Genomic DNA, 19760 nt, shown 5'->3' on the forward strand with positions numbered 1-19760 from the left:
CGTTCACGCGTTAATCAAAATTTATTCTCACCGTTGCCGTGGCTTCAAATCGCCCGGTTTCTGGTGGTACGCCTGTCGTGCTAACCGGATAGACATTCATTCGCGCGATACTGTCTGCATCATCAGGAATAGAGAGCGGTAGTGTTCCACCCGCCGGGGAAATAATGTTGTTCTGGCTATCGGTCACCACAATGCCCACGCCAGGACGTGAAGTCTTAATCGCCTGGGGATAGCTGGGGTCTGAAGTTGCCGTCAGACTCAGGTTGACCTTAACTAACCCAGCGTTTCCAGTGTTACACCTGACAGGGATTGCGAGTTCAGCCGTTCTGGCCCCAAGAGGCTTATGCCCTACAACACGAAAATTAGCCGCAAATACATCGCCCAGATCGACCTCGATTGTCTCTCCGGCATTGACGGAACATGAGCCAAGTGAATTGATCGTGCCAGACAGGTAATACACTAAAACCGGGTCGCCTGACGACGTACAGGAATCCCCTGCGGGTATGTTGTAGCATTCAAACAATCGTGCCAGCGTCATAGGAGGAATGACGACCGAGCCAATGAACGGCTGCAATATTTTCAGGGAAAAGCTACCGCTATTACCGCTAGCCCCCTGGCCGCCTAAACGTTGACCGCCGGGATCGCAAATATGCCATCGGGTATCCCCCCCGGTGCCCACGTTTTCGAATGGAACCGCCGTAGGAGAATTACCTTTAACCTGTAATAAAACCCTGGCGGCAAGATAGTCATTAATTTTGTACCAGCTGTCGCCTAAATAGACTAACGGTGAATCCGCAGCGAATGCCCATCTGCCACTCCTGACATTGTCTTTATCGCAATCACAAGAAACATAGTAATCATTCGATTCGTTCCACTGATAAAATTTGTCTTTAACTACTCCGGCCGTATTTTCTTCTTCATCCAGGGTTTTAACGCCAAAATTGACGCCAATATACGGATTCCCCTGAGCGGTATGGCACTGCCCGGTATAAGCCATAGTTTGAGCGCACCATAGCATTAAGATGGCGGCAAAAAATAGTCGTAGTAATGACACGCATTTTTCTCCATAGATTATCTGCATATGGCATCCATTCGCGTAATCGCAGCGTTAATTTGTTGTTCGGTAAGCTGGTAACTGATATGACAAATTTGATCGGGAGCTTCACCCCAGCGTACAGTTATCGCTCCCTGAGCGGGCAAACCGGACATATAGAGCGAGCCATCGTCATCAATTATGCCGCTATTGGTCTGTACCCCATCCAGCGTTGCTATCGCGCCAAATCGCAGCGGTATACCCTGCTTTGATGTTTTCATTAATACCCTCGCCCCCGCATGGGCATTGAACTCCGCCAGAACCAACGCCCCTTTGGTGGGAACTACATTTACTACTGCATTTTCAAGATCCACGTTACGTTTTAACGATGCAGCATCAAGTACGATTCGATTTTCACGATAAGAAGTGGCATAGGGGACAACGGTATATCCGCGCCAGTCAGTTTTCAGCCCGGTGCTATTCGCCACACGAGTATTTTCCGCGCCTGGTGCTGCAATCAGAACGTTGGTTTCCCCCAGTGATTGCCCCAGGGTAATGCCCCGTGAATGGGCAACTAAACTGCCTGAAAGGGCGTAGTTAAGTTGTTGTTGGCTACCGCTATCGCTGTAGTTGTAGCCCACTCGGGCATCCGCAAACGCCCCTTTGTAGTCCATGCTGGCGCTACCATTCGCCGTTTTCCCCTCGCTGTTATATCCCTGTTGCACGCTGTAGCTCAGGTTACCGTCATCGAGCAGTGTCTCCGTTAAACCAAGATTTTGTGTAGTGTGCCCTTCGTTATCGATACTGGTATTAGAGGTCATCCATGCGTAATTTTTTTTCCTGGTATAGCTATCATTACTTCTGGGGAGCAACAGATTGAGCGGCAGGGAAAAATTAAGTGCAAATACTTGATCAGCATCAGGTTGACCACGGGACTTACTGTAGTTCCAGGAAACGCCCAGTGAGAGATCTTTAATTTGCGTGTTGTAGCCAAACTGTAATAGCCGATCCTGTTGATCGGTATGCCAGTATGTTTGCTGGCTACCACTTAAATAAAACGAACCGTAATCGCCTAATTGCTGGGAGATATTGACCTGCAGTTTGCCACGTTTGGTGTAAAACAAATTGTAATAACGCGACCACATCGGCGTATCTTCATCATCACCGTCATTAAATTCGTAGCCATCCATGTGTTTATACATGGTGTCGGAAAGGGTGTAGAAGCCTGACGTCGAATAGCGATAGCCCATCAATTGAAAGTTAGTGCCCAATTGGTTGAGCGTTTTGGCATACAGAAAACGATATGACTGCCCTTTATGTTCACTTTGGTCTGCCAGTGTACTTTTCGCCTGGGTCGCGTCGAACGAAATCGCTCCGAAATCGCCGAGGTTAAAACCCAGCCCCAACATAGCGGCACGGTAATATTCAGCATATTGTCCACCGCCATACCAGGTCGTTCCCCACGGTCCGCCCCATTGCAGCGTGGCCTGAGCAAATTTACTTTCTTGCTGATCATTACTATTGGTTCTGTATTTCGCCAGCGTCACCGCGTATTTGATTCGCCCCTGACGCTGGAGTAATGGCACACTGGAAAAGGGCACGCTGTAACTATTGATGCTGCCGTCAGCTTCTTTTATTTCAACCAGCAAATCACCGCTCGACGACGTGGAGTAGAGATCACTAATCTCAAAAGCGCCTGGCGAGACATAAGTTTGGTAAATGGTGTAGCCGTTTTGCTTAATCGTTATCTGGGCATTGCTTTTGGCGATACCACGCACCACAGGCGCAAACCCTTTCAGGCTGTCTGGCAGCATGTTGTCATCTGACGCCAGCTGTACGCCACGAAAGCTGACGCTGTCGAAAAAATCGCCTGCGGTATAATCATCACCGACGGTCAGTTCGCCTTTCAGAGGAATAACCGCCCGCTGCAAATAGCTGCTGAGATTCTTCCATTCTGCGGTTTGGCCGCTACTACGACTCCACGTGGAATTATTGCGCAATCGCCACGGACCTAAATTCACGCCACTGTTTAAATTCAAAAAATAGCTATCTGTGGAATCACTATCTGAACTGCTATGAATACTGTTGGCCCCGCTAAAAGAATATCCCAGTAATAGTGCGTTGATCCCTTCATCCCAGCGTTCAGGGGGAACATAGCCACGGGCGTTACTTTTTATAGCAATTTGCGGTACTGAAATTTCCAGACGGAGTTTATTCACATCAAAGGTTACGCTGGCATCCGGAATAATCTCTGCCAATGGCGCACACGCTTGTTTGTCCAGTTGTTTAAAAGCCGGAAACGCATCAGTATTCACGCCCATTGCATCCAGGCTTTCAGTAGTCAAGCAGGCGGCAATCCCCTTCTCTGGCGTTATCTCAACAAAATTAACGTTGCGCGTATCTACCATTGTCTGATTCAGAACAATATCGACACGATAAACGCCTGGCGTTATTTTTTGCCCTCTTTCGAAACGGGACAAATCGGCCACCATTGAGGGATCATCTTTGAAAAAGGCGGGATCGAACCAGGTTTCAGCTTGTGCATTGAACGCCGCCGACACAAACACCACCAGCCCACCAATAAACGATGGCACTCCACCAGAGGTTAACAGGCTGTGTTGTCGGTGAGTTCTAGGCATCTCGCTCTCTTAACTGAAGACGGCTTACGATTTACAGTTGAGTTGCGGCGTTTCCGCCCCGTAGTCATTGATGGTTCGGTACGTTACGCTACTGTTTTGAGCACCCTTTGGCAGAGGGAATTGGTATTTATCAAAGGGGGAGATCATTTGATTTTTAACTACTTTTCCACCTATTTTCAGGTCTGTCAGGGTAATGAAATAAGGTGTTGGGTTACTGACCATAACCATGTCAGCTAACGAAGTGCAACGCAGTTTCGCCGGAGCCTCGGCTAAGGGATATGCTAAACCTTTTGGTCGCCAGAAAAGTTTGATGACGCTTTGTGTGGCAATCTTCAGGGTATTGCCTTCTTCCCGCTTCGTTGTTGAAGGGACTGCCCGTACGCTGGTGAAGAAAAGAGTTTCTCTGTCTTTCGCCAACGGCGGACCAATATACATAATGCGTAACAGATTCTCGTTTGCCGGATTCAGCACAAATAGCGGTGGTGTAATAATAAAGTCCGCTGACTTTTTATTATCAGGTGTCATCACCCATGACTGAATCAGATAAGGAACATCCGGACTGGTGTTACGTACACCCAGTGAAATTTGCTCTTCACCTTCCGAATAAACAAGACGTGTTGCTGCAAGTCCAACCCCGCCTTTACCTGCCGCCCATGTGGACGAACAGCTGAGTAATATTGCCGTTAAACTTACGGTCACAATTCCCTTTGTTATGCAAGTTTTCATAAATAGTCACTCTTAAAAAATATGGATATCCCCTCCAGAACACTGGAGGGGGAATAATTAATAAAACAATTAATGTGTTCTATTAATAATAGTTAATATGGAAGTTTGTTACCGCATTAACATTACCTGAAGTGGCTTTACCCGTAGCGATATAATCAACTTTAAAGGTCAACGTCTGATCTCCATTCTGCAACAAGATGTTCCCGGTTTCTGTGTCTGGCGTGATGGTCGTTGTGCCATCATTCATGTACATTTGCAGGGCCACGTTTGTAGCAGCATCAGTAGAGGCCTGATTAGCAAACGCTGTAATCTGCGTAGTATCCGCAGTGCCATTAAAGGTGAACGTTGCATTTTTTGTTACGGTAATATCACAATCTTTTAATTCAATTGGCACATCAGTTTGCACCCCAGAAACCTGGCCATTATTTTGCAACTTCGTAGCACTAACATCTGGCAAAGTCACCACGGAATCTTTCGTCGCAGCTACCAGCGTACACGCTGGGGCAATGACTTTACCATTAAATGTTACTGAGCCATCCGTGATAGCATTATCATCAGCTGCCATAACACTGGACGTTGCACATACCACAGTTATAAACGCCGTCAATACACTTTTTTTCATCGTTATCATCCTGATCTCTTCGTAAATATGATAATGCCTTTAAATGACATTAGACTTAATAATAACAATAATTGTCCGCCATTTAAATCAAGCATACTAAATCCAATAAGTGACAAATCTTTAATTTATAGATTTCATGAATATTTAAATATTAACTGAACGAGTAATTCATTGATTCAACATCTAATGACTATCCAATAAATAAATATGCGTGATATATAAAGCCCTTTCTTTAGTTTATTTTCAGAAAAAGATACACAAAATTTATATTTGGCATTTTCTTGTCTCTCCGACAGACTGACCGAATTGTTATCAATGTTAACAAAACAAGAACAATTGGTTATAAGGAGAGAGTATGCGTGTCATCACCCTGGCGGGTAGTCCTCGTTTTCCTTCTCGCTCCAGCTCCTTGCTGGAATATGCGCGGGAAAAACTGAATGGCCTGGATGTAGAGGTTTATCACTGGAATCTGCAAAACTTTGCCCCGGAAGATCTGCTTTATGCTCGTTTCGATAGTCCGGCACTCAAGAACTTCACCGAACAACTGCAACAGGCCGATGGACTGATAGTCGCCACGCCTGTGTATAAAGCCGCCTATTCCGGTGCGCTGAAAACCCTGCTCGACCTGCTGCCAGAACGCGCTTTGCAAGGCAAAGTGGTACTGCCACTGGCGACGGGCGGCACGGTGGCTCATCTGCTGGCGGTCGATTACGCCCTTAAACCAGTTTTAAGTGCGCTGAAAGCCCAGGAGATCCTGCACGGCGTGTTTGCCGATGACTCGCAAGTAATTGATTACCACCACAAACCCCAGTTCACGCCAAATCTGCAAACCCGTCTTGATACCGCGCTGGAAACTTTCTGGCAGGCATTGCACCGTCGGGATGTTCAGGTTCCTGACCTTCTGTCTCTGCGAGGTAATGCCCATGCGTAACATCATTCAACTGGCGCTGGCGGGATTACTTAGCGTCTCTACGATTGCGGTTGCTGCAGAATCCTCTCCTGAAGCGTTACGTATAGGCTATCAGAAAGGCAGTATTGGTATGGTGCTGGCAAAAAGCCACCAGTTACTGGAAAAACGCTATCCGCAAACCAAAATCTCCTGGGTGGAGTTCCCCGCTGGCCCACAGATGCTGGAGGCGTTAAACGTTGGCAGTATTGATCTCGGCAGTACCGGAGATATTCCGCCAATCTTTGCCCAGGCTGCCGGGGCTGATTTGGTGTACGTGGGCGTCGAGCCGCCGAAGCCCAAAGCCGAAGTGATTCTGGTGCCAGAAAACAGCCCGATCAAAACCGTAGCCGATCTTAAAGGTCACAAAGTTGCCTTTCAGAAAGGTTCCAGCTCGCACAATCTTTTACTACGCGCACTACGCCAGGCCGGGCTTAAATTCACGGATATCCAGCCCACTTACCTGACGCCTGCCGATGCTCGCGCCGCGTTCCAGCAAGGTAACGTCGACGCATGGGCTATCTGGGATCCCTACTACTCCGCTGCATTATTACAGGGCGGCGTGCGGGTGCTAAAAGACGGTACCGATCTCAATCAAACCGGATCGTTTTATCTGGCTGCCCGTCCGTATGCAGAAAAAAACGGCGCTTTTATTCAGGGCGTACTGGCAACCTTTAGTGAGGCCGATGCGTTAACCCGCAGCCAGCGCGAGCAAAGCATCGCTTTACTGGCAAAAACGATGGGCTTACCGGCCCCGGTGATTGCCTCTTATTTAGATCATCGCCCCCCTACCACCATCAAACCGGTTAACGCCGAAGTTGCCGCCTTACAGCAGCAAACGGCAGATCTGTTTTATGAAAATCGTCTGGTGCCTAAAAAAGTCGATATTCGCCAGCGCATCTGGCAGCCCACTCAACTGGAAGGAAAACAATTATGAGTCTGAATATGTTCTGGTTTTTACCGACCCATGGTGACGGGCACTATCTGGGAACGGAAGAAGGTTCACGTCCGGTTGATCACGGTTATCTGCAACAAATTGCGCAAGCGGCGGATCGTCTGGGTTATACCGGTGTGCTGATCCCAACAGGACGATCGTGTGAAGATGCGTGGCTGGTGGCGGCGTCGATGATCCCGGTGACGCAACGGCTGAAGTTTCTTGTCGCCCTGCGTCCCAGCGTAACCTCACCTACCGTTGCCGCCCGCCAGGCCGCCACGCTTGACCGTCTCTCGAATGGTCGTGCGTTGTTTAATCTGGTCACAGGCAGCGATCCACAAGAGCTGGCAGGCGACGGCGTGTTCCTTGATCATAGCGAGCGCTACGAAGCCTCGGCGGAATTTACCCAGGTCTGGCGGCGCTTATTGCTGGGGGAAACCGTCAATTTCAACGGTAAACATATTCATGTGCGCGGAGCCAAACTACTCTTCCCGCCGATTCAACAGCCGTATCCTCCGCTTTACTTTGGCGGATCGTCAGATGTCGCCCAGGAGCTGGCGGCAGAACAAGTTGATCTCTACCTCACCTGGGGCGAACCGCCGGAACTTGTTAAAGAGAAAATCGAACAAGTGCGGGCGAAAGCTGCCGCGCATGGACGCAAAATTCGTTTCGGTATTCGTCTGCATGTGATTGTTCGTGAAACCAACGACGAAGCGTGGCAGGCCGCCGAGCGGTTAATCTCGCATCTTGATGATGAGACCATCGCCAAAGCACAAGCCGCATTTGCCCGGACGGATTCCGTAGGACAACAGCGAATGGCGGCGCTACATAACGGCAAGCGCGACAATCTGGAGATCAGCCCCAATTTATGGGCGGGCGTTGGCTTAGTGCGCGGCGGTGCCGGGACGGCGCTGGTGGGCGATGGTCCGACGGTCGCCGCGCGAATCAACGAATACGCTGCACTTGGCATCGACAGTTTTGTGCTTTCGGGCTACCCGCATCTGGAAGAAGCGTATCGGGTTGGCGAATTGCTGTTCCCGCATCTGGATGTCGCCATCCCGGAAATTCCCCAGCCGCAGCCGCTGAATCCGCAAGGCGAAGCGGTGGCAAATGATTTTATCCCCCGTAAAGTCGCGCAAAGCTAAGGAACACGATAATGGCAACGCCAGTGAAAAAGTGGTTATTGCGCGTTGCCCCCTGGTTTTTACCGGTGGGCATCGTGGCGGTGTGGCAACTGGCCTCCTCAGTTGGCTGGCTGTCGACGCGTATTTTGCCCTCTCCGGAAGGAGTGGTGACGGCGTTCTGGACGCTCTCCGCCAGCGGCGAATTGTGGCAGCATCTGGCGATCAGCTCCTGGCGGGCGCTCATTGGCTTTTCAATTGGCGGATCGCTGGGCTTGATTCTGGGACTGATTAGCGGGCTGTCGCGCTGGGGAGAACGGCTGCTGGATACCTCAATTCAGATGTTGCGCAACGTGCCGCATCTGGCGCTGATCCCGCTGGTGATTTTGTGGTTTGGCATTGATGAATCCGCAAAAATCTTTCTGGTGGCGCTTGGCACGCTATTCCCCATTTATATCAACACCTGGCATGGCATCCGTAATATCGATCGCGGGCTGGTGGAGATGGCGCGTAGCTATGGATTATCCGGCATACCGCTGTTTATCCATGTGATCCTGCCTGGCGCCCTGCCCTCAATTATGGTCGGCGTGCGTTTTGCGTTGGGCCTGATGTGGCTGACACTGATCGTTGCCGAAACTATTTCTGCCAATTCCGGCATTGGTTATCTGGCGATGAATGCGCGGGAGTTTCTGCAAACGGACGTGGTGGTTGTCGCTATTATTCTTTACGCCCTGCTCGGCAAACTTGCTGACGTCAGCGCGCAGCTGTTAGAGCGCCTCTGGTTGCGCTGGAACCCGGCTTATCATTTGAAGGAGGCCACGGTATGAATACTGCTCGTCTGAACCAGGGCACACCATTGTTGCTCAATGCAGTAAGCAAACATTACGCAGAAAATATCGTCCTGAACCAACTGGATTTACATATTCCGGCAGGTCAGTTTGTGGCGGTGGTGGGCCGCAGCGGTGGTGGCAAAAGTACCTTGCTGCGCCTGCTGGCAGGTCTGGAAACGCCAACCGCAGGCGATGTGTTAGCGGGTACCACACCGCTGGCTGAGATTCAGGAAGACACGCGAATGATGTTTCAGGATGCGCGTCTGCTACCGTGGAAATCGGTGATTGATAACGTTGGGCTGGGCCTTCAAGGTCAGTGGCGCGATGCCGCGCGTCGGGCGCTGGCTGCGGTAGGGCTGGAGAATCGCGCGCGGGAATGGCCTGCCGCACTTTCTGGCGGGCAGAAACAGCGTGTGGCGCTGGCAAGAGCGTTGATTCATCGACCGGGATTGTTGTTGCTTGATGAACCGCTCGGGGCGCTGGACGCCTTAACGCGACTGGAGATGCAGGATTTGATTGTGTCACTTTGGCAGGAGCACGGCTTTACCGTACTGTTGGTGACGCATGATGTGAGCGAAGCGGTAGCAATGGCTGACCGGGTGTTGTTAATTGAAGAGGGAAAAATTGGTCTGGATTTGACGGTGGATATCCCCCGTCCGCGCCGGTTAGGGTCGGTGCGATTAGCGGAGCTGGAAGCGGAAGTGTTGCAACGGGTGATGCAGCGTGGTGAATCTGAAACTCGCCTGAGAAAACAGGGGTAAATTCCCGAATGGCGGCGCTATTGCCGCCATTCGGTTATTTTTTAAGCCAGTGCTTTAGTTATCTTCTCGTACAGATCGCCAGAGAGATTTTCCAGCCCTTTCAACTGTTCCAGCGCCGCGCGCATTTTCTCCTGACGTTTGGCATCATAACGTTTCAGGCGAATCAGCGGCTCAATCAGGCGTGAAGCCACCTGCGGGTTACGGCTGTTGAGATCGGTTAGCATTTCCACCAGGAACTGGTAACCGCTGCCATCTTCGGCATGGAACGCTGCCGGGTTGCTGCCCGCAAACGCACCAATCAACGAACGAATACGGTTCGGGTTGCTCATGGTAAATGAGCGATGCTGCAACAGGCCACGCACCGTCTCCAGCACATTCGCCGCCGGGCTGGTGGCTTGCAGGATAAACCATTTATCCATCACCAGACCATCCTGATGCCACTTGTCGTCGTACTCCTGCATCAGCGCGTCACGGCAAGGCAGCTGTGCAGCAACCGCCGCAGAAAGCGCTGCCAGCGCATCGGTCATATTGTTTGCTTCATGGTATTGCTTGCTCACCAGCACGTCAGCCAGATGCGTTTCACCAAAAGCAAGGAAGCGCAGGCAGGCATTACGCAGAGTGCGTTTTGCAATATCTTCATGCTCAACACGGTACTCGCTCTGGTAATTCGCGTTGTAAATAGCCAGTAGCTCATCCGCCAGTTCAGTCGCCAGAGTACGAGTGAGTGCTTCGCGTACTTCAGCAATAGCAATCGGGTCGATGATATCGAACAGTTCTGCCATTTCATTGACGGAAGGCAGCGTCAGGATTTCTGCCGCCAGTGCCGGATCAATCTTCTCATCAAGCAGCACCGCGCGGAAAGCGTCAGCCACATGCACCGGCAGAGACAGCGGCTGCCCTTGCTGATGACGCGCGACGTTCAGCTTGATGTAGGTTGCCAGCAGGCTTTGCGCCGCATCCCAGCGGGAGAAATCATTACGCGCATGACGCATCAGGAAGGTCAGTTGCTGATCGCTCCACTTATATTCCAGTTTCACTGGCGCAGAGAATTCGCACAGCAGCGCAGGCACCGGCTGGAAGTAGACATTATCAAAGACAAAGGTCTGTTCCGCCTGGGTGACGTTCAGCACCGAATTGACCGGATGACCGCCTTTCTGCAACGGGATCACTTTGCCTTCGTTATCATACAGTTCGATGGCAAACGGAATATGCAGCGGCTGTTTTTCTGCCTGATCCGGCGTAGCTGGCGTGCGCTGGCTGATGGTCAGGGTGTACTGCTCGGTTTCTGGATTGTAGTCGTCTTTGACGGTCACAACCGGCGTACCGGACTGGCTGTACCAACGGCGGAAATGAGAGAGATCGACATTCGATGCATCTTCCATCGCCTGCACAAAGTCGTCACAGGTCGCTGCACTACCATCATGACGCTCGAAATAAAGCTGCATCCCTTTCTGGAAGTTTTCTTCGCCCAGCAGGGTGTGGATCATGCGAATCACTTCCGCGCCCTTCTCGTAAACGGTCAGGGTGTAGAAGTTGTTCATCTCAATGACCATATCCGGGCGGATCGGGTGCGCCATCGGGCTGGCGTCTTCCGCAAACTGCAATCCGCGCATGGTGCGCACGTTGTTGATACGGTTTACCGCGCGGGAACCAAGGTCAGAGCTGAACTCCTGATCGCGGAACACGGTTAAACCTTCTTTCAGGCTGAGCTGGAACCAGTCGCGGCAGGTCACACGGTTACCGGTCCAGTTGTGGAAATATTCGTGACCAATAACACGCTCAATATCGAGGTAATCTTTATCGGTGGCGGTGTCGGTACGGGCCAGCACATATTTGGAGTTAAAGATATTCAGACCTTTATTCTCCATTGCGCCCATATTGAAGAAATCCACCGCGACGATCATATAGATGTCGAGGTCATACTCCAGGCCGAAGCGTTCTTCATCCCATTTCATGGAGTTTTTCAGCGAGGTCATCGCCCACGGCGCACGATCAAGGTTGCCGCGATCGACGTACAGCTCCAGCGCAACTTCGCGACCAGAACGCGTGGTGAAGGTGTCGCGCAGCACGTCGAAGTCGCCTGCCACCAACGCAAACAGGTAGCACGGTTTCGGGAACGGGTCCTGCCACTGTACCCAATGACGTCCGTTTTCCAGTTCGCCTTGCGCAACGCGGTTACCGTTGGAAAGCAGGAAGGGATATTTGGTTTTATCGGCAATAATTTTGGTGGTAAAACGCGCCAGTACGTCCGGGCGGTCAAGATAATACGTAATATGGCGGAAACCTTCGGCTTCACACTGAGTGCAAAGCGCATCGCCTGACTGATAAAGCCCTTCCAGCGCGGTATTCGTCGCCGGGCTAATTTCATTAACGATCTTAAGCGTAAAACGCTCCGGCAAATTACTGATGACCAGTGCGCCCTCTTCTTCTTTCCAGGCGGTCCACGGCTCATCATTAATATGAACAGAAACCAGTTTAAGATCTTCGCCATCAAGACGAAGCGGAGCATCTGATGCACCATTACGGACAGCCTGGCTGACCGCGGTAACGACCGTCTTTTGCGCGTCCAGGTCAAAGGTCAAGTCAATATCAGTAATCTGGTAATCCGGCGCACGATAATCGTGACGGTATTTGGCTTGTGGCTGTTGAGTCATAAATAACCTTTAGCATCTTTTATAGAGTCTGGTGTTCAGTCTATTCCTGTTGCGTAAATCGCGCTATGCAGAATCTTCATCTTTTCAGGTACAAACGCCTTTATTGCTACATTTTTATAACATGCACCGCGTAATGCCATCGACCAGAAAGGTGGCATATGGTGTGATCGGGGTTCAATAAATTGCGAAACAAGGTATACTCCAGCAGTTCCTGAAGATGTTTATTGTACTAAACGCTCCTGTACGAGGACGCTACTGCGCACCTATGACACAATTCGCTTCTCCTGTTCTGCACTCGTTGCTGGATACAGATGCTTATAAGTTGCATATGCAGCAAGCCGTGTTTCATCACTATTACGATGTGCATGTCGCGGCGGAGTTTCGTTGCCGAGGTGACGATCTGCTGGGTATTTATGCCGATGCTATTCGTGAACAGGTTCAGGCGATGCAGCACCTGCGCCTGCAGGATGATGAATATCAATGGCTCTCAGCCCTGCCTTTCTTTAAGGCCGACTATCTTAACTGGCTACGCGAGTTCCGCTTTAACCCGGAACAAGTCACCGTGTCCAACGATAATGGCAAGCTGGATATTCGTTTAAGCGGCCCGTGGCGTGAAGTCATCCTCTGGGAAGTTCCTTTGCTGGCGGTTATCAGTGAAATGGTACATCGCTATCGCTCACCGCAGGCCGACGTTGCGCAAGCCCTCGACACGCTGGAAAGCAAATTAGCCGACTTCTCGGCATTAACCGCCGGTCTTGATATGTCGCGCTTCCATCTGATGGATTTTGGCACCCGCCGACGTTTTTCTCGTGAAGTACAAGAAACCATCGTGAAACGTCTCCAACAGGAATCCTGGTTCGTGGGCACCAGCAACTACGATCTGGCGCGTCGGCTTTCCCTCACGCCAATGGGAACACAAGCACACGAATGGTTCCAGGCGCATCAGCAAATCAGCCCGGATCTAGCCAACAGCCAGCGAGCTGCACTTGCTGCCTGGCTGGAAGAATATCCCGACCAACTTGGCATTGCATTAACCGACTGCATCACTATGGATGCTTTCCTGCGTGATTTCGGTGTCGAGTTCGCCAGTCGCTATCAGGGCCTGCGTCATGACTCCGGCGACCCGGTTGAATGGGGTGAAAAAGCCATTGCACATTATGAGAAGCTGGGAATTGATCCACAGAGTAAAACGCTGGTTTTCTCTGACAATCTGGATTTACGCAAAGCGGTTGAGCTATACCGCCACTTCTCTTCCCGCGTGCAATTAAGTTTTGGTATTGGGACTCGCCTGACCTGCGATATCCCCCAGGTAAAACCCCTGAATATTGTGATTAAGTTGGTAGAGTGTAACGGTAAACCGGTGGCGAAACTTTCTGACAGCCCTGGCAAAACTATCTGCCACGATAAAGCGTTTGTTCGGGCGCTGCGCAAAGCGTTCGACCTTCCGCATATTAAAAAAGCCAGTTAATATCATCAGGGAGCTAATCGGCTCCCTTTTTTTACCTTTAATTCCGAAATCTTTCGCTGCATTTGCGAATTCTGCTTGTCTGATTGCAGATGCCAGGTAACATAGGTATCCCCCCCATTTACGGGTGGACAAGTGTTTATTTTTTCCGACTATTAACAGAGAGAATATTATGAGCGTTGTGCCTGTAGCCGACGTACTCCAGGGCCGCGTAGCCGTTGACAGCGAAGTCACCGTACGCGGATGGGTACGTACCCGCCGAGATTCAAAAGCTGGCATCTCCTTCCTCGCCGTTTATGACGGTTCCTGCTTTGATCCTGTACAGGCTGTCATCAATAATTCTCTGCCCAATTACAATGAAGACGTCCTGCGTCTGACCACCGGTTGCTCGGTCATTGTGACGGGTAAAGTCGTGGCATCGCCGGGCCAGGGGCAACAATTTGAAATTCAGGCCAGCAAGGTTGAAGTTGCTGGTTGGGTTGAAGATCCAGACACTTACCCGATGGCGGCAAAACGCCACAGCATTGAGTATCTGCGTGAAGTCGCTCACCTGCGTCCGCGCACAAACCTGATTGGTGCCGTCGCGCGCGTTCGCCATACGCTGGCGCAGGCGCTGCATCGCTTCTTTAACGAGCAGGGATTCTTCTGGGTTTCAACGCCACTGATTACTGCGTCTGATACCGAAGGGGCTGGCGAAATGTTCCGCGTTTCTACGCTGGATCTGGAAAACCTGCCGCGTAACGATCAGGGCAAAGTGGATTTCGACAAAGACTTCTTTGGTAAAGAGTCTTTCCTGACCGTATCTGGCCAGTTGAACGGCGAAACCTACGCTTGCGCATTGTCCAAAATTTATACCTTCGGCCCGACTTTCCGTGCTGAAAACTCCAACACCAGCCGTCACCTGGCGGAATTCTGGATGCTGGAGCCGGAAGTGGCGTTTGCTAACCTGAACGATATCGCGGGTCTGGCTGAAGCCATGCTGAAATATGTCTTCAAAGCGGTTCTCGAAGAACGCGCTGACGACATGAAATTCTTCGCTGAACGCGTAGATAAAGATGCCGTTTCACGTCTGGAACGCTTCATTGAAGCCGATTTTGCGCAGGTGGATTACACCGACGCAGTGACTATTCTCGAAAACTGCGGCAGGAAGTTTGAAAACCCAGTTTACTGGGGCGTTGATCTCTCTTCTGAGCATGAGCGTTATCTGGCGGAAGAACACTTTAAAGCACCGGTAGTGGTTAAAAACTATCCGAAAGATATTAAAGCGTTCTATATGCGCCTTAACGAAGACGGTAAAACCGTTGCGGCTATGGACGTTCTGGCTCCGGGCATCGGTGAGATCATTGGTGGCTCCCAGCGTGAAGAACGTCTGGACGTGCTGGACGAGCGTATGCTGGAAATGGGCCTGAATAAAGAAGATTACTGGTGGTATCGCGATCTGCGTCGCTACGGTACTGTTCCGCATTCAGGTTTCGGTCTTGGTTTTGAACGCCTGATTGCTTACGTAACTGGTGTGCAAAACGTGCGTGATGTGATTCCGTTCCCACGTACTCCGCGTAACGCCAGCTTCTAATTTAGCGTCTTCAAGAGCCAGCACCCGCTGGCTCTTTTTTTATCCTTTCTGTCAAGTTATCTGTTTGTTAAGTCAAGCAATCTATTTGCAACCCCACCATAACGATCATCCTGTTACGGAATATTACACTGCAACATTTGCGCACAAAAAATAATCCGCATTCTTATTGCGGATTAGTTTTTTCTTAGCTGATAGCACAATTTTCATACTATTTTTTGGCGTTCTGGATGTCTGAACGAGGATTTAGTGCCAGGTCGATAAAGTTTCCATCAGAAACAAAATTTCCGTTTAGTTAATTTAAATATAAGGAAATCATATAAATAGATAAATATTGCTGTAAATATCATCACGCTTCTATGGAAATATGACGGTGTTCACAAAGTTCCTTAAATTTTACTTTTAGTTACATATTTTTTCTTTTTGAAACCAAATCTTTATCTTTGTAGCACTTTCACGGTAGCGAAACGTTAGTTTGAATGGAAAGATGCCTGCAGACACATAAAGACACCAAACTCTCATCAATAGTTCCGTAAATTTTTATTGACAGAACTTATTGACGGCAGTGGCAGGTGTCATAAAAAAAACCATGAGGGTAATAAATAATGATGAAGCGCAATATTCTGGCAGTGATCGTCCCTGCTCTGTTAGTAGCAGGTACTGCAAACGCTGCAGAAATCTATAACAAAGATGGCAACAAAGTAGATCTGTACGGTAAAGCTGTCGGTCTGCATTATTTTTCTAAAGACAATGGTGTAAACAGTTACGGCGGAAACGGCGACAAAACTTATGCCCGTCTTGGTTTTAAAGGGGAAACACAAATCAATTCCGATCTGACCGGCTACGGTCAGTGGGAATATAACTTCCAGGGTAACAACTCTGAAGGCGCTGATGCCCAGAAAGGTAACAAAACTCGTCTGGCATTCGCAGGTCTGAAATTCGCTGATGCGGGTTCTATCGACTACGGTCGTAACTACGGTGTGGTTTACGACGCACTGGGTTACACCGATATGCTGCCTGAGTTTGGCGGTGACACGGCATACAGCGATGACTTCTTCGTTGGTCGTGTAGGCGGCGTTGCTACCTATCGTAACTCCAACTTCTTCGGTCTGGTTGACGGCCTGAACTTTGCCGTTCAGTACCTGGGCAAAAACGAACGTGCTGGTATTCCTGAGCGTTCCAACGGCGACGGCGTCGGTGGCTCTATCAGCTACGAATTCGAAGGCTTTGGTATCGTAGGTGCTTACGGTGCAGCAGACCGTACCGACGCCCAGGAAGCCGAATTCCGCGGTCAAGGTAAAAAAGCTGAACAGTGGGCAACTGGTCTGAAGTATGACGCGAACAACATCTACCTGGCAGCGAACTACGGTGAAACCCGTAACGCTACGCCAATTGAAGGCGGCTTCGCCAACAAAACGCAAGACGTTCTGTTAGTTGCGCAATACCAGTTCGATTTCGGTCTGCGTCCGTCCATCGCTTACACCAAATCTAAAGCGAAAGACGTAGAAGGTATCGGTGATGTTGATCTGGTGAACTACTTTGAAGTGGGCGCAACCTACTACTTCAACAAAAACATGTCCACCTATGTTGACTACATCATCAACCAGATCGATTCTGACAACAAACTGGGCGTAGGTTCTGACGACACCGTTGCAGTGGGTATCGTTTACCAGTTCTAATAGCACACCTCTTTGTTAAATGCCGAAAAAACAGGACTTTGGTCCTGTTTTTTTTATGCCTTCCAGAGCAATCTCACGTCTTGCAAAAACAGCCTGCGTTTTCATCAGTAATAGTTGGATTTTTGTAAATCTCCCGTTACCCTGATAGCGGACTTCCCTTCTGTAACCATAATGGAACCTCGTCATGTTTGAGAACATTACCGCCGCTCCTGCCGACCCGATTCTGGGCCTGGCCGATCTGTTTCGTGCCGATGAACGTCCCGGCAAAATTAACCTCGGGATTGGTGTCTATAAAGATGAGACGGGCAAAACCCCGGTACTGACCAGCGTGAAAAAGGCTGAACAGTATTTGCTCGAAAATGAAACCACCAAAAATTACCTCGGCATTGACGGCATCCCTGAATTTGGTCGCTGCACTCAGGAACTGCTGTTTGGTAAAGGTAGCGCCCTGATCAATGACAAACGTGCTCGCACGGCACAGACTCCGGGTGGCACTGGCGCACTACGCGTGGCTGCCGATTTCCTGGCAAAAAATACCAGCGTTAAGCGTGTGTGGGTGAGCAACCCAAGCTGGCCGAACCATAAGAGCGTCTTTAACTCTGCAGGTCTGGAAGTTCGTGAATACGCTTATTATGATGCGGAAAATCACACCCTTGACTTCGATGCACTGATTAACAGCCTGAACGAAGCTCAGGCTGGCGACGTAGTGCTGTTCCATGGCTGCTGCCATAACCCAACCGGTATCGACCCTACGCTGGAACAATGGCAGACACTGGCACAACTTTCCGTTGAGAAAGGCTGGTTACCGCTGTTTGACTTCGCTTACCAGGGGTTTGCCCGTGGTCTGGAAGAAGATGCTGAAGGACTGCGCGCTTTCGCGGCTATGCATAAAGAGCTGATTGTTGCCAGTTCCTACTCTAAAAACTTTGGCCTGTACAACGAGCGTGTTGGCGCTTGTACTCTGGTTGCTGCTGACAGTGAAACCGTTGATCGCGCATTCAGCCAAATGAAAGCGGCGATTCGCGCTAACTACTCTAACCCACCAGCACACGGCGCTTCTGTTGTTGCCACCATCCTGAGCAACGATGCGTTACGTGCGATTTGGGAACAAGAGCTGACTGATATGCGCCAGCGTATTCAGCGTATGCGTCAGTTGTTCGTCAATACGCTGCAGGAAAAAGGCGCAAACCGCGACTTCAGCTTTATCATCAAACAGAACGGCATGTTCTCCTTCAGTGGTCTGACAAAAGAACAAGTGCTGCGTCTGCGCGAAGAGTTTGGCGTGTATGCTGTTGCTTCTGGTCGTGTGAACGTAGCCGGGATGACACCAGATAACATGGCTCCGCTGTGCGAAGCGATTGTGGCAGTGCTGTAAGCGTTAAAAACAATGAAGCCCGCTTAAAAAGCGGGCTTTTTTATGCGCCTTTACCAGACGGGCATTTCGTCTTGCAGGAATGGATTATGCAGGCGCTCATAACCAAGTGTGGATAATGGTCCGTGACCCGGAATAAATGTCACGTCATCCCCCAGTGGCAGCAACTTATCTTTGATTGAAGAAATCAGTTGATTATGATCGCCACGCGGGAAGTCACTGCGCCCTACTCCGCCTTTGAAAATAACGTCGCCAGAAATCAGCAGCTTTGCCCGATCATCAAAAAACACGACATGACCCGGCGTATGCCCAGGGCAATGTAACACCTGTAAAGCCACATTCCCTATGCTGATGGTATCGCCTTCGTTCAGCCAACGATCTGGCGTCAGCGGCTGGCACTCTTCCAGACCAAACATACGACTTTGCGCAGGCAAGCCTTGCAGCCAGAACTCATCTTCTTTTTCCGGGCCAAAAACCGGCACGCCGTAATGTTGCGCCAGTTCCGCCGCTGCGCCAACGTGGTCCAGATGACCATGCGTCAGCAGGATCTGCATCAGTGTCAGGCCGCTGGCGTCAACTTCCTGTTTGATTTTTTCCGCATCGCCGCCAGGATCGACCAGTGCGGCCAGACGGGTTTGTTCACACCAGATCAATGAACAGTTCTGGGAGAATGCGGTGACCGGAATAATACGATAGTTCATACTGCCCCTGTTTCGTTAAGCAATTACTACCAGTGCCGTGCTGGCCCGGTATCAATATGCACAAAGTTACTACGTGGGTAATATCCTACACCACCTGCGCGCATAGATAACGCGGCTTTGCGAATATTGCTTAACGCGATACCTTCAATATGGAAATCCATCGCCTGCCCTTTCGTGTGATAGCTTTTCTTCGCTACTCCACGGCTGCGGGCGCGTAGTTCATTGTTGGTATCAATGGAGCGATAACCGGAAATGAGTTGCACCGGTTTGCGGGTGCCTAACAACCCTTGCAGGCGATACAACTGATCGAATAATCCTGGGTCGATGGACTTTATTTTGTTCGCGCGATAATCGCGGAAAAAATGGTTAAGTTTTGCCAATTCTTCCTGAATATAGCCTCTGCCATCGAAAAACTCCGCTTTGATTGACTCTCCGGTATGAAGATTATTGAGTGTCAAAATACGCGGGCGTGGGGTAGAGAGTGTTGCAAACGCAGGGGTCGGCAGGATGGCGGCACCGAGTGCAACGCCACCAAGCGCCAGCAGTTTGCGGCGATTAGCGTCGAATTTGTCCATGATAATCAAGTCTACAGGTCAATGTTATCGTTTATATGCACTTCTGGCGCACAAGAGGCACCTTAACCGTCAGTAAAGCTGACGTCAAGATGACTCAACCCCAGCAGTGACGGGGGCTGCAGAGAATCGCCC

16 protein-coding genes are annotated in these 19760 nt (G+C 50.3%); 9 read left to right on the top strand and 7 right to left on the bottom strand.

The genetic code is table 11. From position 1 onward, the window contains the following. Positions 1-10: 10 nt before the first annotated feature. The 4 genes from ACJHYD_RS12020 to ACJHYD_RS12035 form a co-directional block, all read right to left on the bottom strand. Positions 11-1081 carry a fimbrial protein gene (locus ACJHYD_RS12020; protein WP_001550916.1) on the bottom strand — a complete coding sequence of 357 codons (1071 nt, stop codon included), beginning with the start codon at positions 1079-1081 and terminating at the stop codon, positions 11-13. Beyond that, a complete protein-coding gene (locus ACJHYD_RS12025) occupies positions 1072-3672 on the bottom strand; it encodes a fimbrial biogenesis usher protein (protein WP_001550915.1) in 2601 nt (866 codons plus the stop codon). The genes ACJHYD_RS12020 and ACJHYD_RS12025 overlap by 10 nt, the downstream gene beginning before the upstream one ends. Positions 3673-3696: 24 nt before the next feature. Continuing rightward, positions 3697-4398, bottom strand: a complete 702-nt coding sequence (locus tag ACJHYD_RS12030; RefSeq protein ID WP_001550914.1) for a molecular chaperone — start codon at positions 4396-4398, stop codon at positions 3697-3699. Positions 4399-4480: 82 nt separating this feature from the next. Beyond that, the gene (locus tag ACJHYD_RS12035) at positions 4481-5020 is read right to left on the bottom strand and encodes a fimbrial protein (protein ID WP_000750289.1); all 540 of its coding nucleotides are present in this window, start codon (positions 5018-5020) and stop codon (positions 4481-4483) included. 355 nt (positions 5021-5375) lie between these two features. On the opposite strand from ACJHYD_RS12035, the gene ssuE reads away from it, so the two are divergent. Genes ssuE through ssuB form a run of 5 tightly spaced genes read left to right on the top strand, consistent with a single transcriptional unit; the run spans position 5376 to position 9612 of the window. Beyond that, positions 5376-5951, top strand: a complete 576-nt coding sequence (gene ssuE / locus ACJHYD_RS12040) for an NADPH-dependent FMN reductase (RefSeq protein WP_001550913.1) — start codon at positions 5376-5378, stop codon at positions 5949-5951. Next, positions 5944-6903: an aliphatic sulfonate ABC transporter substrate-binding protein SsuA gene (gene ssuA / locus ACJHYD_RS12045; RefSeq protein ID WP_001244354.1), complete on the top strand. Its 960-nt coding sequence runs from the start codon at positions 5944-5946 to the stop codon at positions 6901-6903. The genes ssuE and ssuA overlap by 8 nt, the downstream gene beginning before the upstream one ends. Then, positions 6900-8045, top strand: a complete 1146-nt coding sequence (gene ssuD, locus ACJHYD_RS12050; RefSeq protein WP_000055996.1) for an FMNH2-dependent alkanesulfonate monooxygenase — start codon at positions 6900-6902, stop codon at positions 8043-8045. The genes ssuA and ssuD overlap by 4 nt, the downstream gene beginning before the upstream one ends. A gap of 11 nt (positions 8046-8056) precedes the next feature. Continuing rightward, positions 8057-8848, top strand: coding sequence for an aliphatic sulfonate ABC transporter permease SsuC (ssuC, locus tag ACJHYD_RS12055; RefSeq protein WP_000235203.1), 792 nt, complete (start codon positions 8057-8059; stop codon positions 8846-8848). Continuing rightward, on the top strand, positions 8845-9612 hold the full coding sequence (gene ssuB / locus ACJHYD_RS12060) for an aliphatic sulfonates ABC transporter ATP-binding protein (RefSeq protein ID WP_001550912.1): 768 nt from the start codon (positions 8845-8847) through the stop codon (positions 9610-9612). Before ssuC ends, ssuB begins: the two co-directional genes overlap by 4 nt. 41 nt (positions 9613-9653) lie before the next feature. Here ssuB and pepN read toward each other — a convergent pair whose 3' ends face one another. Continuing rightward, a complete protein-coding gene (pepN, locus tag ACJHYD_RS12065; protein WP_001550911.1) occupies positions 9654-12266 on the bottom strand; it encodes an aminopeptidase N in 2613 nt (870 codons plus the stop codon). Positions 12267-12531: 265 nt separating this feature from the next. Between pepN and pncB the strand changes: the two genes are divergently transcribed. The 4 genes from pncB (at position 12532) to aspC (ending at position 18355) form a co-directional block, all read left to right on the top strand. After that, on the top strand, positions 12532-13734 hold the full coding sequence (pncB, locus tag ACJHYD_RS12070; RefSeq protein ID WP_001305916.1) for a nicotinate phosphoribosyltransferase: 1203 nt from the start codon (positions 12532-12534) through the stop codon (positions 13732-13734). A 169-nt stretch (positions 13735-13903) separates the two neighbouring features. Further along, positions 13904-15304: an asparagine--tRNA ligase gene (asnS, locus tag ACJHYD_RS12075; RefSeq protein WP_000117881.1), complete on the top strand. Its 1401-nt coding sequence runs from the start codon at positions 13904-13906 to the stop codon at positions 15302-15304. A gap of 602 nt (positions 15305-15906) precedes the next feature. Further along, positions 15907-16980, top strand: coding sequence for a porin OmpF (gene ompF, locus ACJHYD_RS12080; protein WP_000977905.1), 1074 nt, complete (start codon positions 15907-15909; stop codon positions 16978-16980). Between the two features lie 184 nt (positions 16981-17164). Continuing rightward, entirely contained in the window at positions 17165-18355 is a 1191-nt protein-coding gene (gene aspC / locus ACJHYD_RS12085) for an aspartate transaminase (RefSeq protein ID WP_000462687.1), read from the top strand. Between the two features lie 50 nt (positions 18356-18405). On the opposite strand, the gene gloC is transcribed toward aspC, so the two are convergent. Continuing rightward, on the bottom strand, positions 18406-19053 hold the full coding sequence (gloC, locus tag ACJHYD_RS12090; protein WP_001109449.1) for a hydroxyacylglutathione hydrolase GloC: 648 nt from the start codon (positions 19051-19053) through the stop codon (positions 18406-18408). Between the two features lie 26 nt (positions 19054-19079). Then, positions 19080-19628, bottom strand: coding sequence for a YcbK family protein (locus ACJHYD_RS12095; protein WP_001295932.1), 549 nt, complete (start codon positions 19626-19628; stop codon positions 19080-19082). Positions 19629-19760: the final 132 nt, after the last annotated feature.

The organism is Escherichia sp. WS1368, assembly GCF_046487485.1.
Classification (GTDB): Bacteria; Pseudomonadota; Gammaproteobacteria; order Enterobacterales; family Enterobacteriaceae; genus Escherichia; species Escherichia coli.

Excerpts from the sequence above, each read along its gene's own strand:
- ACJHYD_RS12020 (WP_001550916.1), bottom strand. The coding sequence starts at position 1,081 with ATGCAGATAATCTATGGAGAAAAATGCGTGTCATTACTACGACTATTT.
- ACJHYD_RS12025 (WP_001550915.1), bottom strand. The coding sequence starts at position 3,672 with ATGCCTAGAACTCACCGACAACACAGCCTGTTAACCTCTGGTGGAGTG.
- ACJHYD_RS12030 (WP_001550914.1), bottom strand. The coding sequence starts at position 4,398 with ATGAAAACTTGCATAACAAAGGGAATTGTGACCGTAAGTTTAACGGCA.
- ACJHYD_RS12035 (WP_000750289.1), bottom strand. The coding sequence starts at position 5,020 with ATGAAAAAAAGTGTATTGACGGCGTTTATAACTGTGGTATGTGCAACG.
- ssuE (WP_001550913.1), top strand. The coding sequence starts at position 5,376 with ATGCGTGTCATCACCCTGGCGGGTAGTCCTCGTTTTCCTTCTCGCTCC.
- ssuA (WP_001244354.1), top strand. The coding sequence starts at position 5,944 with ATGCGTAACATCATTCAACTGGCGCTGGCGGGATTACTTAGCGTCTCT.
- ssuD (WP_000055996.1), top strand. The coding sequence starts at position 6,900 with ATGAGTCTGAATATGTTCTGGTTTTTACCGACCCATGGTGACGGGCAC.
- ssuC (WP_000235203.1), top strand. The coding sequence starts at position 8,057 with ATGGCAACGCCAGTGAAAAAGTGGTTATTGCGCGTTGCCCCCTGGTTT.
- ssuB (WP_001550912.1), top strand. The coding sequence starts at position 8,845 with ATGAATACTGCTCGTCTGAACCAGGGCACACCATTGTTGCTCAATGCA.
- pepN (WP_001550911.1), bottom strand. The coding sequence starts at position 12,266 with ATGACTCAACAGCCACAAGCCAAATACCGTCACGATTATCGTGCGCCG.
- pncB (WP_001305916.1), top strand. The coding sequence starts at position 12,532 with ATGACACAATTCGCTTCTCCTGTTCTGCACTCGTTGCTGGATACAGAT.
- asnS (WP_000117881.1), top strand. The coding sequence starts at position 13,904 with ATGAGCGTTGTGCCTGTAGCCGACGTACTCCAGGGCCGCGTAGCCGTT.
- ompF (WP_000977905.1), top strand. The coding sequence starts at position 15,907 with ATGATGAAGCGCAATATTCTGGCAGTGATCGTCCCTGCTCTGTTAGTA.
- aspC (WP_000462687.1), top strand. The coding sequence starts at position 17,165 with ATGTTTGAGAACATTACCGCCGCTCCTGCCGACCCGATTCTGGGCCTG.
- gloC (WP_001109449.1), bottom strand. The coding sequence starts at position 19,053 with ATGAACTATCGTATTATTCCGGTCACCGCATTCTCCCAGAACTGTTCA.
- ACJHYD_RS12095 (WP_001295932.1), bottom strand. The coding sequence starts at position 19,628 with ATGGACAAATTCGACGCTAATCGCCGCAAACTGCTGGCGCTTGGTGGC.